Source organism: Candidatus Zixiibacteriota bacterium (assembly GCA_040752815.1).
Classification (GTDB): Bacteria; Zixibacteria; MSB-5A5; order GN15; family FEB-12; genus JAGGTI01.
Genome location: JBFMGC010000066.1, coordinates 1 through 13053, shown reverse-complemented (window position 1 = coordinate 13053; position 13053 = coordinate 1). Strand labels below are relative to the sequence as shown.

The 13053-nt window shown below is 57.7% G+C and carries 13 protein-coding genes; all 13 read right to left on the bottom strand.

Annotated elements, in window-relative coordinates; all coding sequences use genetic code 11:
* Positions 1–288: 288 nt before the first annotated feature.
* The gene (locus tag AB1772_12165) at positions 289–1647 is read right to left on the bottom strand and encodes a sigma-54 dependent transcriptional regulator (protein MEW5797096.1); all 1359 of its coding nucleotides are present in this window, start codon (positions 1645–1647) and stop codon (positions 289–291) included.
* 25 nt (positions 1648–1672) lie between these two features.
* Positions 1673–3013, bottom strand: coding sequence for an ATP-binding protein (locus AB1772_12160; protein ID MEW5797095.1), 1341 nt, complete (start codon positions 3011–3013; stop codon positions 1673–1675).
* A gap of 67 nt (positions 3014–3080) precedes the next feature.
* The gene (locus AB1772_12155) at positions 3081–4187 is read right to left on the bottom strand and encodes a chemotaxis response regulator protein-glutamate methylesterase (GenBank protein MEW5797094.1); all 1107 of its coding nucleotides are present in this window, start codon (positions 4185–4187) and stop codon (positions 3081–3083) included.
* A gap of 1 nt (position 4188) precedes the next feature.
* The gene (locus AB1772_12150) at positions 4189–5925 is read right to left on the bottom strand and encodes a chemotaxis protein CheA (protein MEW5797093.1); all 1737 of its coding nucleotides are present in this window, start codon (positions 5923–5925) and stop codon (positions 4189–4191) included.
* A 17-nt stretch (positions 5926–5942) separates the two neighbouring features.
* Positions 5943–6533, bottom strand: coding sequence for a hypothetical protein (locus AB1772_12145; protein MEW5797092.1), 591 nt, complete (start codon positions 6531–6533; stop codon positions 5943–5945).
* A gap of 21 nt (positions 6534–6554) precedes the next feature.
* Complete coding sequence (locus AB1772_12140) at positions 6555–6929, bottom strand: response regulator (GenBank protein MEW5797091.1); 375 nt, start codon at positions 6927–6929, stop codon at positions 6555–6557.
* Positions 6930–6958: 29 nt separating this feature from the next.
* Complete coding sequence (locus AB1772_12135) at positions 6959–7330, bottom strand: response regulator (protein ID MEW5797090.1); 372 nt, start codon at positions 7328–7330, stop codon at positions 6959–6961.
* A 34-nt stretch (positions 7331–7364) separates the two neighbouring features.
* The gene (locus AB1772_12130) at positions 7365–8342 is read right to left on the bottom strand and encodes a protein-glutamate O-methyltransferase CheR (GenBank protein ID MEW5797089.1); all 978 of its coding nucleotides are present in this window, start codon (positions 8340–8342) and stop codon (positions 7365–7367) included.
* A 67-nt stretch (positions 8343–8409) separates the two neighbouring features.
* Positions 8410–8784 carry a response regulator gene (locus AB1772_12125; GenBank protein ID MEW5797088.1) on the bottom strand — a complete coding sequence of 125 codons (375 nt, stop codon included), beginning with the start codon at positions 8782–8784 and terminating at the stop codon, positions 8410–8412.
* Positions 8781–10691, bottom strand: a complete 1911-nt coding sequence (locus tag AB1772_12120) for a HEAT repeat domain-containing protein (GenBank protein ID MEW5797087.1) — start codon at positions 10689–10691, stop codon at positions 8781–8783. Before AB1772_12120 ends, AB1772_12125 begins: the two co-directional genes overlap by 4 nt.
* 27 nt (positions 10692–10718) lie before the next feature.
* Entirely contained in the window at positions 10719–11069 is a 351-nt protein-coding gene (locus tag AB1772_12115) for an STAS domain-containing protein (GenBank protein MEW5797086.1), read from the bottom strand.
* A gap of 22 nt (positions 11070–11091) precedes the next feature.
* Entirely contained in the window at positions 11092–11517 is a 426-nt protein-coding gene (locus tag AB1772_12110; GenBank protein ID MEW5797085.1) for an ATP-binding protein, read from the bottom strand.
* 2 nt (positions 11518–11519) lie between these two features.
* Complete coding sequence (locus tag AB1772_12105; protein MEW5797084.1) at positions 11520–12827, bottom strand: GAF domain-containing SpoIIE family protein phosphatase; 1308 nt, start codon at positions 12825–12827, stop codon at positions 11520–11522.
* Positions 12828–13053: the final 226 nt, after the last annotated feature.

Sequence of the window (13053 nt, the reverse complement as noted above, 5' to 3'; positions counted from 1 at the left end):
ATAGGCCACACAGGCGAGCAATACCCCCCCCCATAATCACTACTTTTGTACTCTTGATTCCTACCATCGCGACCTCCCGTGCTTTCAGTTCTGCCCACCCACAGCAAGCTGTGGGCCACCAGTCACCGATGGCGGGTATGAAGCAAACCCGCCCAACATCCGACAACAGAATACTCTACGCAGGTGTGTGATGCAAGCGAAAAGACGGCAATGCGGCCGGCCGTTACACCCTTCTCCGGACATTACCGTAGGCCAGAGGCCTTCCGAACACGACCTGATGGCGTTCACTTACCGCTTGGCTTCTTCGCGGATGCGGTACTCGGCGAGTTTGTTGCGTATCGTGCGCGCCGATACCCCCAGCGCTTCCGCCGCACGCGTCTTGTTGCCGTTGAATTTCTCAAGCGTCTTCAGGATGAGGTACTTGTTCCCCTCTTCCAGGCTCATGGGAATTTTGAGAGCACCCTCCACCGCCTCGATTCCACCCAGCGACAACTCGATCGGGAAGTCGCTCTCCGTAAGCATGTCACTGCGAGTAGTCACTACCGCGCGTTCGATCATGTTCTCAAGCTCGCGCACGTTTCCCGGCCAGTGATATCCGACCAGCAGCTTTAGCGCGCGTTCGTCGACCCCCTTTATCCCCTTCTTGTTTTCTGCGCTGTACTTCTCGATGAAATGCTGAACGAGCAGCGGGATGTCCTCGGCACGCTCGTTGAGCGGCGGGATATGAATGGGGATGACATTGAGGCGGTAGTACAAATCCTCGCGGAATTTTTCGCGCATGATGTACTCGCGCAGGTTGCGATTGGACGTGGCAATCACGCGGACATCGACCGAGATCGTCTGCGCCGAGCCGACCCGCTCGAACTCCCGCTCCTGCAGCACGCGCAGCAGTTTCGATTGCAGGTTGAGCGGCATCTCGGAAATTTCATCGAGCAGCAGCGTTCCCTGATCAGCCAGCTCAAATCGCCCGCGGTGCGTGCGCTTGGCGTCCGTAAACGCGCCCTTTTCGAAACCGAACAGCTCGGCCTCGACCAGAGTCTCCGGGATAGCAGCGCAGTTGAGCTTGACAAACGGCGCCTCGGCCCGTTCGGAGCAGTAGTGAATGGCTCGCGCGACCAGCTCCTTGCCGACACCGGAGTCGCCGGTGAGCAGCACGGTGGACTTGGCCTTCGCCACCGACTGAACCAGGTCGAAGATTTCGCGCATTACCCTGGATTTGCCGACCATGTTCTGGAACTTCGATGTCAGATCCCGCCGCATGAGCTCGTTGTCTCGGCGCAGCCTGAGCACCTCGGTGATGCGTTTGAGAATGTGCTCCACGGTAGCCGGCGTGACCGGTTTTAGCAGGAAGTCGTACGCGCCCAGCTTCATGGCAGCGACTGCCTTCTCCACCGTGCCGTAGGCAGTCATAATTACGACCGCAGCGTCCGGGTGGAGCCGCTTGGTGTGCTCCAGCACGGCCATGCCGTCCATCTCGTGCATCTTGAGATCCGTCAGGATGACGTCGAATGCCCGCCCCTTGAGCTTGACCAGTGCTTCCTCGCCCGAATAAGCCGGCACCGCGTCGAACCCCGCGCGCGCGACCGTTTCGGTGACCGCATCATTTACGTACCTGTCGTCATCGACAATCAAGACTGAATACTGCATAACCGACTCTCCATGTCAGCGTCGCTTATCCCGCCGGCGCCTCCGCGGAACTGATTCTCACCGGCAGCAACAGAACAAACCTGGCGCCGCCGGTAAACGCCCGATCGAGGGCGATGTCACCGCCATGCGCCTTCATAATCTTCCACGACATAGCCAGGCCAAGCCCGTTGCCGCCCTCGCGCGTAGTGAAGAACGGCGCGAAGAGCGAATCGAGCGCTTCGAGCGGTACGCCCGGCCCATTGTCCCTGACGATTACTTCGAATACCGTCTCATCCAGTCCCAGGAGCAGCCGATCGGCGTACTGCGCGGTTGCACTCTGGCGAGGCAACTTGCGATACTCAACCTGAATCTCACCATTTCCGCCGCACGCCTCGGTCGAATTGCAGAACAGGTTGAACAGCACTTGGCGAAAGAGCACCGGATCGAGCCACACTACGCCGGCGGGATCGGCCTGATCGGCCTGAGGAACGATGATTCTCATTCCCGCGGCCATGCCCTCGTGATCGCGGTGAAACTGCCGGACGGCCTCGACCAGAAAATCGCGGAAAACGATTTCGCGGCGGCGGATTTCCTCGCGACGTGTATAGTCCAGCAGCGTGGTGACGGTCCGGTTCAGTGTTTCGACTCCGTCACAAATACGATTGACCAGCTTTTGGCGCGAGTCGTTTTCATCCATATCGCGCTTGAGCAGTGATCCGTAACCAAGTATGCCCGAGAGCGGGTTGCGAACCTGATGCGCTACTGCGGCCGCCATTTCGCCCAGCGCCGCCAGCGTATTCAGGCGGGTGATCTCCTGTTCCATTTTCTTGATCTTGGTCAGATCGTGGAAGACCTCCACGGCGCCGATAGACTTTCCCTGCTCATCAGTCATGATTGCGGTGGATACCGAGACAATCAGTCGGGTGCCGTCGGCCAGACGCCAAACTTTCTCCACGGAATCGACCGCTCGGCCGGACTGAGTGGCGCGAAGAGCGTTCGCCTCGATCGGCTCGCCGGGCGGGATTACTTCGCGATAGTACCTACCAGTCGGCTCACCTACGGGAATACCAAGCATGAGCGAGGCCGCCGGATTGAAATGGGTGATCCGCCCCCGTTCGTCGACCGCGATCACCCCCGCCGCCATGCCTTGAAGAATACCGTTGAGGAACTCGGTGACGGCCAGATTGCGGCTTGACATTTCGACCAAGCGTTTGTTCGCCTCGACCAACTTCTCCTGCTGCGCCGAGAACTCTTCGCGGAGCTCTATGTACTTGCGCTGCAAGCTGTTAACTATACGATTGAAAGAGGCGTATGAATCCGCAAACTCGGCCAGACTGGCCGTGGCCTCAATTGAGGAATCAGAACTGTATTCCGGTTTGTCGTCCATGACAGGCCTTTTCTATCCGAGCCTGTAATGAGATTGACGGTCGCGGACACTTCAACTAAAACTTGGTTTAGAAGTAGCTTGCGATTTCCGGGGCGATGCTTTCGAGAGGAACGATGTGATCTGCGAGTCTGGCCTCGACTACGGCCCTCGGCATGCCGTAGACAACACAGGTGGCCTCGTCCTGGGCAATAACCACTCCACCCTGGGACTTGATGCGCTGTGCACCCTTGACGCCGTTGGTGCCCATGCCGGTGAGCACGACGCCCAGTGTTGACTGCCCGCAGGTTTCGGCTGCTGAATCGAACAGTACATCTACACATGGTTTGTAGAGCGTCTGGGGAGGGTCGGCGGTGACGGAGGCCCGAATGCGGCCACCATAACGGCGCACCACGAGGTGTTTCCCGCCGGGCGAAATGAGCACGTGGCCCGGTTCGACCGGATCCCCGTCCACGGCTTCCTTTACTTGGAGCTGCGAGAGGGTATTCAATCGCTCCGCCAGTGTCTTCGTAAACATGGGCGGCATGTGCTGAGCAATGACAATCCCGGCCGGCAGATTGCCCGGCAGTTGCGAAAGCACGGTATGCAGAGCCGGCGGCCCGCCGGTGGATGAACCGATCGCCACGATATCCACGTGATGTTGTTTGCGGCCAGCAGACACGGGACGACTGACGGCGGGCGGCGGCACTACTGGAGATATTCCCGCCGATCGAGTGAATCGCTTTCGTTCCCTTAGACGCGCCATCAGTACGTGCTTGCGCGCGACAATGTTTTTGATCTTGGCCAGTAAATCATCTCGAATCTTCACTATGTCAAGGCTGACGTAGGAGCTTTGCTTGGGTATAAAGTCGACCGCGCCCAGGTCGAGAGCATCGAGCGTGGCCGCGGCGCCCTCGGTGGTGATGGACGAAACCATCATCACGGGTAGTGGATCGGTCTCCATAAGGCGCCTGAGAGCGGTAAGCCCGTCCATGCGCGGCATCTCCACGTCCATCGTGGCCAGATCCGGCTTGAGGCGCCGAATAACGTCAATCGCGTCCTCGCCGTTGGCGGCCGTTCCAACCACTTTTATAGCCGGGTCCGACTCGAGCATCATCGAGATCGCCTTGCGCATGAAGGCGGAGTCGTCGACGACCACCACGCGAATCTGTTTTTGTTCGTGGCGCCGGGGAGGCATTTTATCTCAGGTCCGAGGCTAAGTGGAAGAGTCCTGCCAGGTCGATTATTAAACGGATTCGGCCATCACCGAGAATGGTCGCGCCGGCCACGCCGGTAGTGGCGCCGAGATACGCGCCGAGCGATTTGATCACGACCTCCTCCTGCCCCACAAAGCGATCAATCATTATGCCCAGCTTGCGATCGGCAAGTGCGACTACGACCACATACGGTTTCTCGACGAGCGTGAACCCGGCAGGATTTCTGCGGAGTATTCGCCCGAGGTTTATGAGCGGGATGATCTCATCGCGGAGCCGCATCACAGGGCGCTGATTCACATAGTGCACCGAGGCATTTTCGGTGCGGACTACCTCATTGACGCTGGACAGCGGAAGGATGTAGACCTCCTGGTCGGATTCAATCAGCAGGCCCTGTAAGATAGCAAGTGTCAGCGGCAGTTTGAAAGTGACCGTGGTCCCGAAACCGAGGTTAGAATCCAGCTCGATCAGCCCGTTCAATTTCTCGATATTGGTGCGGACAACATCCATACCCACACCGCGCCCGGAGACGTCGGTAATCTGCTTGGCTGTAGAGAACCCGGCGGCAAAGATGAACGAATATACTTCTCGATCTGTCAGTCGGGCGGCATCCGCCTCGCTTATCATCTGCCGTTCTACGGCCTTGGCGCGGATCGCCGCCGCGTCCAGGCCGCGGCCGTCGTCGATCACGCGAATGATCATGTACGACCCTTCCCGGCTGGCACTGAGCACGACGTGGCCGCCGGCCGGTTTGCCCAGGGCCGTTCGTTCATCGGAAGTCTCTATGCCGTGGTCGCAGGAATTGCGTACGAGATGCACCAGCGGATCGCCGATTGCCTCGATCACGGACTTATCCAGCTCGGTGGTTTCGCCCTCGATGGTCAGTTCGATGTCCTTGCCGAGGTCGCGGGCAAGGTCGCGCACCAGGCGCGGGAATTTGGAAAACACTTTGCCGATCGGCTGCATCCGCATTTTCATGACGGCCAACTGGAGCTCGCCGGTGATATAGTTGAGGCCGGCCACCGAGCGACTCAGCAATTCCCCGGCATCATCCAACCGGCCTGACTTGCAGATCGAGCTTATGGTTTGAGCAAGGCTGTTGCGCGAGAGCACCAGTTCGCCCGTAAGATTCAGGAGGGCGTCCAGCCGGTTGACATCGACACGTATGGTCTGGCTCAGGGCGTTTCCGGCGGGGGCGTCCTGGCCAACTCCTGTGGCTTTGGCCAGCGCATCCGGGACTGACAGCACTTGTTCCCCATGAGATTCCGTCGCAGCCTGTGTGAGCGGAACCGGCGCAACAGCCGAATCAACGGCCGTCCCGTCGTTGGCGGCCACCAGACGAGCGATGATGTCGTCGATATCGACTGACTGTCCGGTGCGATTGCGGACATGGCCGAGCAGGACTTTGAGCACGTCTACCGCTTGGAGCAGCACGTCCATGATTTCCGGTGTGACGGCCAATTCGGCCTTGCGGAGACGGTTGAGGATATCCTCCATCCGGTGGGTCAGCGTGGTGACTTGCTCGAATCCGAGAAAACTCGATGTGCCCTTGATCGTGTGGGCGGCGCGAAATATGGCGTTCAGCAAGTCCAGATCGCCCGGGGCGCTTTCGAGCGCTACCAGGTTTTCGTCCAGCGACCCTATCAGCTCATCTGCCTCGATCAGGAAATCATTGATGATTTCCTTCATGTCATCGAGGGCAACTTCCGGATCCTGGTCCATTTCCGTACTCTTGAACCTTATCGGGTCTTGTTGGCAAAGAGGGAATCGATATCCTTCTGGTCGGTCTTGTGATCGACCAGGTCGGCGTGCGGATCAAAAGCCCGCGTCTTGCGAGACGGCGGATCGATCGCCGGTTGGTCCCCCACCCCGAGCGTATCCAGAATCCCGTGCAGTTTGAGCTCGATGTCGTCGAGCAGTGACGCGGCATGATCCATTTGCTGCGCGGTGATGTCCTGAAACTGCAACGAGTCAATAATCCGGAAGGCATCGTTCAGATTATCGGTGGCCTTTCGAATCAGGTTGTCGGCAATTTGAGGAACGCCGGAGATCGATCCGGCCTGCACCTGGGTTCGGATTTGACTTATGCCGCTGATGACTTCTTCCTCGCGCTGCACGATCTGTTCGACCACCTCGAGCATTCGGGTCGTCACCGCTTCAGTTTGCTGTGAAATCTTGTCAAGCTGGCTGGTCGCCTGGGGGACCTTTTCCCGCGATTCGACCAGAGGTCGCTGGAGCTTCCTGAAGCTGAAGATGAGCCCGGTAATAGAATCGGTCAGGGCGGTAATCTCGCTGCGCATTCTCTCATGCAGTTTATCTGTCGATGTCATGACTGGGGTTCCTTTCCTGGCCTACTTGCCGAGCATCTGCTCGATCTTGGCCTTCAGAGTGTCCGGAGTGAACGGCTTCACGATATAGTTGTTTACCCCGGCCTTCATGGCATCGACTATGTCCTCCTTAACCGACCGGGTGGTCACCATCAGAACCGGCAGCTCCTTGTATTCGTCCATGGCCCGTAGTGCAGTGATAAAAGTAAGCCCGTCCATCTCGGGCATATTCCAGTCAGTTATGACGAAATTGGGCTTTTCCACCTTCATTTTGGCCAGGGCGTCCTTGCCGTCGCTGGCCTCGATGACATGATTGAACCCGGCGCGCTTGAGCGTATTGATGATGATCCGCCGCATGGTCGGGCTGTCGTCCACCGCCAGTATTTTTAGATCAAACACAGGCCTTCTCCTTCTATAAACCACTTACCTCATGTGCGCTTCAGTTGTTTGGACACTTCGGACAATAGCACGTCCGGGCGGAACGGTTTGACAATATAGGAGTTGGCGCCCACGGCCATGCCTTTTGCGCGGTCTGCTTCGTCCTCCTCTGACGACAGTATTATTATCGGCATCTGCCGCCGACTCTGTCTGACCGCCTCGATCAATCCGTATCCGTCGAGATTGGGCATATTCAGATCGGTGATGATCAGGTCCGGATCGGTCGACAACCCGGACATTTTTTCCAGCGCGTCCATGCCGTCGCTGGCCGATACCACCTGGTAACCCTGGCTTTTCAGCGAGAACGCCAGGAACTTGATTACGGTCGGCGAATCGTCGACCACAAGAATGGTTTGATTCATCTGAGTATCCCCATGCGACTAGTTTGGGCCTGTATCACTTCTTTACCGTCATAGGTTTAATCTTGCTGAGTAGGTCCAGCACCCGGGCCGCCCCGCCGGCCATTCCCGCGGTCGCAGTCGCGCCGACAGTTGCGAGCACGTCGGCCGCCCGGCTTGTCTCGAGTGTCCCGCTCGACTTGGCCTTCTCCACGTCCTTGCGGTATACGAGAGCATTCTTGAAATAGATAAGCTTGAAGGCCTTGGAAATGCCGTGAAGCGTTTCGGAATGTCCGATAAACAGATAGCGTCCGGGTACCAGTGAATCGAAAAACCCGCGCACGATCTGCTTCTTGACGCCGTCGGAGAAATATATCATCACGTTGCGGCAGAAGATGACATCCATGTTGGTCATCATCGCCACTTTGTGTGGATCGTTCAAATTGATCTGGCTGAACTTGACCAGCGCCTTGACCTCCGGCTTTACCGTGTAGTTGTCGCCCGATTGGGTGAAGTAGCGGGCCAGTATGTCCGGGTTCACGTTGCGGATCGTGGTGCCGGAATAGGTGCCGACTCTCGCCTTTTGCAGGACGTCTTCGGAAATGTCGTTGGCGACGATTTCGATATTCCAACCGGTCGGATTCTTCAATCGCTCCAAAATCAAAATAGCCAGGGTGTACGGTTCTTCGCCGGTCGAACAGCCGGCCGACCAGATTCGCAGTGTTCGGTTGCCGCGCGACTGCGTTTTTTCCCGGAGCAATAGCGGCAGTACTTCATCGGAAAAGCAGAGCAGTTGCGGTTCATTGCGGTAGAAACTCGTTTCGTTGGTGGTCATTACCACCATGAGCCGGTTGAACTCGCGCTGGGAGATATCATACTTGACGTGATAGAAGTAATCCCGGACGGTTTTAATGTCCAGTTCCGTCATCCGTTTTTCGAGGCGATTCTGCACGAGGTACATTTTGTTCTCGGCGAAATAGATACCGCTTTTCTCATGGATGAAGTCGCGGATCATCTGGAACTCATCCAGTGACATTTGAAGTCCCCGGCTACCGTCGGACATCATATCAGCGTACCCCTGTTGGTCGCGCGGTACGAGCCCCCTAGTCCCGTACGGCCTTCAGCTTGGACTCGAGCAGTTTGTGGAGTTGGTTTATATTGAACGGCTTGATGACGTAATCGTCCACCTTAGTCCTGAGCGCCGCCACGGCTGAATCCACCGATGGAAATCCGGTCATGAGGACGATCGGCATAGCCGGGTACGATTCCCTGACATGGCTGGAGAGCGCGAGGCCGTCCATCTGAGGCATCTTAATGTCGGTCAGGATCAGGTCGAATTTCCGGGCGCGCGTCATGGCCAGCGCTTTTTCGCCGTCCTCGGCCACTGAGATATCCCAGCCCTGGCTCGTGAAGAAATCATAGAGCAGGTCCCGTATAAGCAGCTCATCATCCACTACCAGGATTGAAGGTTTGTTCATGACCTTTTCCCTCCTATGCTGTCAAGTGCCTTTTCCGCGATGTCGGCAAGGTCACGGTTCTTGTCGTCTCTAAGCTGGTTAAGTAACGGCGCCGCCTCGCGGCAACCCATTTGCGCCAGCGCCTTGGCCGCCGCAAGTTTGATAATATCAAGGTTGTCCTGCAGCGAGGGTATCACGTACTCCGCCAGTTCCGGCCGGCCCATTTCGCCGATAGCGCTGATAGTGTGATAGCGCACCCAGATATCGTCGTCGTTCAAAAGCACCGCGATATCCTTGATCGCCTCTACTCCTCGAAGGGCGAACAGCGCCGAAACGGCCGCCTTGCGCACGCCGCTGTTTTCGTCGCTCAGGGCCAGTTGAATCGGCCCGATATTGCCCACTTCACCAATGCGGATCAGCGAATTGATCGCCGACTTGCGCACGCCGGCGTCCGGATGATTAATAGCCTTCAGAAGCGGTCCCACCACTTCGGCCTCACCGATCCACCCCAGCGCGGTCACCGCCAGACGCTGCCTTTCGGCCTCCTCGTGGTAGAGATCGGCAGTCAGCTTGGCGACCACCCGCGGACCGCCAATAATGATCAACGCACCCACGGCGGCTTCGCGCACGTCGGAATACTTGTCGTCAAGCCCACCCATGATGAAATCGGTGTCTTCCTCGGTACACAGCCAACCGAGCGCAGAATAGGCCGCAGCCCGCACGTGTCCGTTAGTATCCGCCGCCAGCGCTTTTAGAGTCTTGACAGCCCCGGTGTGACCCGAGGTCCCCAGAAGGTGGGCCACGCGCTGCCTGATTTCCGGATCCTGGTGGTGGGCGTACGGCAACAGGTCCGGGGCAATTGTCTCATCGCACACCTGCGTGAGGATATCGAGGAGCCTGATTTGAAGGGCAATCGACGCCTTCGGCAAGCGCGCCAGGATGGGCACAGCCACTGCCGGGCCGATCTCGCCCAGCAACTGCGTGATCCGCTTGACTTCGTCCTCTTCCACAAACTCGATCACATCGAGCAGGCCGGAAACCACCTTGCTGCCGAACCAGTGGGACAGCCGCGAGAGCGTGAACGCGGTAATCGCCCGATCTCTGTTTCTAATGCCCTCGAAGAGGAAATCGGTGAATTTGTCGAGCGGAAGGTCGAAGTTGATCCGGTCATCATTGTAGCGGCTGATGGTGATAATTGCGGCCATTGCCGCTTCGGAGACCGTGCGCTCGCGCGAGTCAAGAAACGGCGCCAGTACTTCGACCGAGCCGGCCTGCCCAATCTGTCCGGTCGCCTCAATGGCCACCAGGACCACCATCGGGTCGCACGACTTCAGACACGAGTACAGGTAAGTCAGCGCCTGGGGATCACGAATCTTGCCGAGAGCCTCGATTGCGGGCAGAACAGCGTCGGGGATTTTTCGCGACACTGCGATGAGACTATCTACGGCTTCCGGATCGCCGGTCTTGCCAAGCGCTTCGGCCGCCGCGCACACGACATTGAGGTTCTGGTCATGAAGACGACGGCACAGAGCCGGAACGGCGCGGCGGTCCCCGATCAGGCCAAGTGCGTCACAAATGAACTTGCGGACGTCGTGATCGTCGCACTCGACGTTCTCGATCAGCGCGGGGACCGCCTCGGCCCCGATCTTGACCAGCACCTCCGAGGCGAGATTACGGGTGCCGATATCATCATGGGCGAGAAACCGAATCAGCAGCTGCGATGCGGTCTCGCCCTTCAGCTTCGCCAGGTAGTCGGCGGCAATTTCGCGGATGCCGAGATCGGGATCCTCCATAGCCAGCACCAGGCCGGCGACGGCTTCGTCGCCGGAGCTGGCGCCGAGACCGTGGATCGCCTCTTCGCGTTCGCCGGCGTCGGGCGATTGCAGGCGGACCAGCAATTGGCCGACATGGTCCGTAGCGTGATTCATCGGTGTCCCCTTGGTGAACTGCCGGGTTTAACGCACCACGGCGATCTGATAGGTAGCCAGCGCCTCTTCCTCGGTGGAGTAAATCTCGAAGATATGAGACAACTGGGTGATTTCGAAGATCTCCTGCACGTAGCTGACCAGATTGGAGAGCGTCAATCGCCCTTTCTGGAGCCGGACCTCTTTCATGATTGACACCAGCGCACCAAGGCCTGAACTGTTGATGAACTCAACTTCCGCGAGGTTCAAATGAACCTGCACAATATTCCTGGCCGTGAGACGCTTGAGGTGCTCTTTCAGAGTTGCTCCACTGGCCAGGTCGAGTCGGCCTTTGAGGGAGAGTACCGCCAGGTGGTGCTCTTCGCGCAATTGGATTTCCATTACATCCTCCAGGGATACTACGCTAAACCGTATATTCGTCTTTTCGCGCTCTGTGGAAGTGGACGGTTACCCGCAAACCACCGTCGGCCGTTTCACTAAATCGACAACCGTCGGCGTAGTATCGGATCAGATCGATCCCCCGCCCGCCCTCGTCATAGACGGCCGGCGGTCTTCGGGAATTGATCCGCTCCAGTCCGCCACTTCCTTCATCGATTATATCGGCAATTATTTCGCACTCGTTTACTTGAAGAAGCAAAGTAACCTTCTTGGTTCGGTCCTCGCGGTTTCCGTGCATGACGGCGTTGGTGAAAGCCTCTGACACCGTGAGACTTATCCCGTTGATAAGATCCGGATCGACCCGGTCTTCGCCGAGTTTGCGTCGGAGGTCGTCCAACATCCGGTCGTTGGCTTCGCGAGTCGACGGGTATGCAAAAGTATAGCTCGGCATGTTTATTTCACCAGGACCTGAAGTATCGTAAAGTCGTCATGGCTGTCCTCGGCGGCGCCTTCGGAGAACCGATCCACCCATTCCTTTACCCGGTGGCAGAACTCGTTCGGAGGCAGCTCGATTTCACTGGTGAATACCTGTTCGGCTCGCTCGCGGCCGAACAGCTTATTATCGAAATCAGCCGCTTCGGTAAGGCCGTCAGTAAACAGAAACAGCCGGTCTCCCGAGCGCAACGGTCGCTCGCCCTGACGGTACTCGGCCTCGGCGAACTGTCCCACGATCGACCCGCCGTCGGCCAGACTGACTATGGCCTGCGAGGACTCGTCCCAGAACAGGCCCGGGAGGTGTCCGGCATTACAGTACGTTAGGGTCATCCGCTCCAGGTCGAACCGGGCGAAAAACATGGTCACGAACATTTCACGTTCCTTGATAATCGACCCCGCCATCAGCCTGTTAACGCGGCGGGCGAGCTCTGAGACCGTGATTCCGGGGTTACCGTCGAGTATCGACTTGATTACACCGGAACAGGCCGACATGACCAGCGCCGCCGGTATGCCCTTGTTCGAGACATCCCCCAGCACCACCATGAACGCACTGTCGCTCAGTTTGAGCACATCATAGAAGTCGCCGCCCACTTCTCCGGCCGGAAAATATACCGCGCCGATCTCGGCGCCGCTGATCTGGCCCACATCGTCGGCCAGAATTGTTTCCTGCACCTGTTTGGCGATCGCCATCTCCTGGGCAATCTTCTGCTGTTTCAGCTTGTCTTTAACCAGATGGGAGTTTTCAACAGAAACCGCCACGAAGTTCAGCAGCATGGACAAAGACTCCTGGTCAGACTCAGTGAAATCCCCGCCGCCGAATTTGTTGATAACGGTCATGACACCCAGGCACTTCTCCTGAGTCTGAATTGGACAGGCCATGACCGACTGAAGCACCATGCCGCTTTCCGATTTCAACCCGAGGTCGGATAAGACTACGGATTCCTTTCGGGCGAAGCAGTAACTGGCAATGTCAAGTCCATCCTCGTACAGGAGCGATTTCACAAACGACTCGCTGACGCCCCAGCATACTTTGTTCTTGAGTTCGCCCCCCTCCTCAAGGAGGATCAGACCGACTTCGCCATTAACCAGGCGGATGCCCATATCCATCGTAACGGATAGCACCGCATCGATTTCCAGAATTGACGTGACCACCGCGCCCATAGTGGCCAGGTCCCGAAGCTGGGCTTTTTGCTCTTCCAGACGAGCCTCAAGTGCCTCGATAACGGGAGTTTGATCCGCTGATATCATCTTTCTGTGTATCGACATATCTCGGCTATAATTGAAGGAGGCGGGCCGGGCCGAGGTGACAACAACGGGCCCGGCCCGATGAAAAAGGGACGGGACTGAGCTCCTGTAGGTCGGGTTCCGAACATTGACCGTTGGAGTGAGAAACCCGACACCGTCGCAACGTTTCATACACTTGTACCCCACTCAACGGGTGGGACATTCATTCTGGCACTCGGATCTCGCGTAAAACGGAGAGCGGTGTCGG

What these genes read in the sequence shown, in the direction of transcription:
- AB1772_12105 (MEW5797084.1), bottom strand. Translation starts at nt 12,827, where the DNA reads ATGTCGATACACAGAAAGATGATATCAGCGGATCAAACTCCCGTTATC.
- AB1772_12150 (MEW5797093.1), bottom strand. Translation starts at nt 5,925, where the DNA reads ATGGACCAGGATCCGGAAGTTGCCCTCGATGACATGAAGGAAATCATC.
- AB1772_12165 (MEW5797096.1), bottom strand. Translation starts at nt 1,647, where the DNA reads ATGCAGTATTCAGTCTTGATTGTCGATGACGACAGGTACGTAAATGAT.
- AB1772_12135 (MEW5797090.1), bottom strand. Translation starts at nt 7,330, where the DNA reads ATGAATCAAACCATTCTTGTGGTCGACGATTCGCCGACCGTAATCAAG.
- AB1772_12160 (MEW5797095.1), bottom strand. Translation starts at nt 3,013, where the DNA reads ATGGACGACAAACCGGAATACAGTTCTGATTCCTCAATTGAGGCCACG.
- AB1772_12145 (MEW5797092.1), bottom strand. Translation starts at nt 6,533, where the DNA reads ATGACATCGACAGATAAACTGCATGAGAGAATGCGCAGCGAGATTACC.
- AB1772_12120 (MEW5797087.1), bottom strand. Translation starts at nt 10,691, where the DNA reads ATGAATCACGCTACGGACCATGTCGGCCAATTGCTGGTCCGCCTGCAA.
- AB1772_12155 (MEW5797094.1), bottom strand. Translation starts at nt 4,187, where the DNA reads ATGCCTCCCCGGCGCCACGAACAAAAACAGATTCGCGTGGTGGTCGTC.
- AB1772_12115 (MEW5797086.1), bottom strand. Translation starts at nt 11,069, where the DNA reads ATGGAAATCCAATTGCGCGAAGAGCACCACCTGGCGGTACTCTCCCTC.
- AB1772_12110 (MEW5797085.1), bottom strand. Translation starts at nt 11,517, where the DNA reads ATGCCGAGCTATACTTTTGCATACCCGTCGACTCGCGAAGCCAACGAC.
- AB1772_12125 (MEW5797088.1), bottom strand. Translation starts at nt 8,784, where the DNA reads ATGAACAAACCTTCAATCCTGGTAGTGGATGATGAGCTGCTTATACGG.
- AB1772_12130 (MEW5797089.1), bottom strand. Translation starts at nt 8,342, where the DNA reads ATGTCACTGGATGAGTTCCAGATGATCCGCGACTTCATCCATGAGAAA.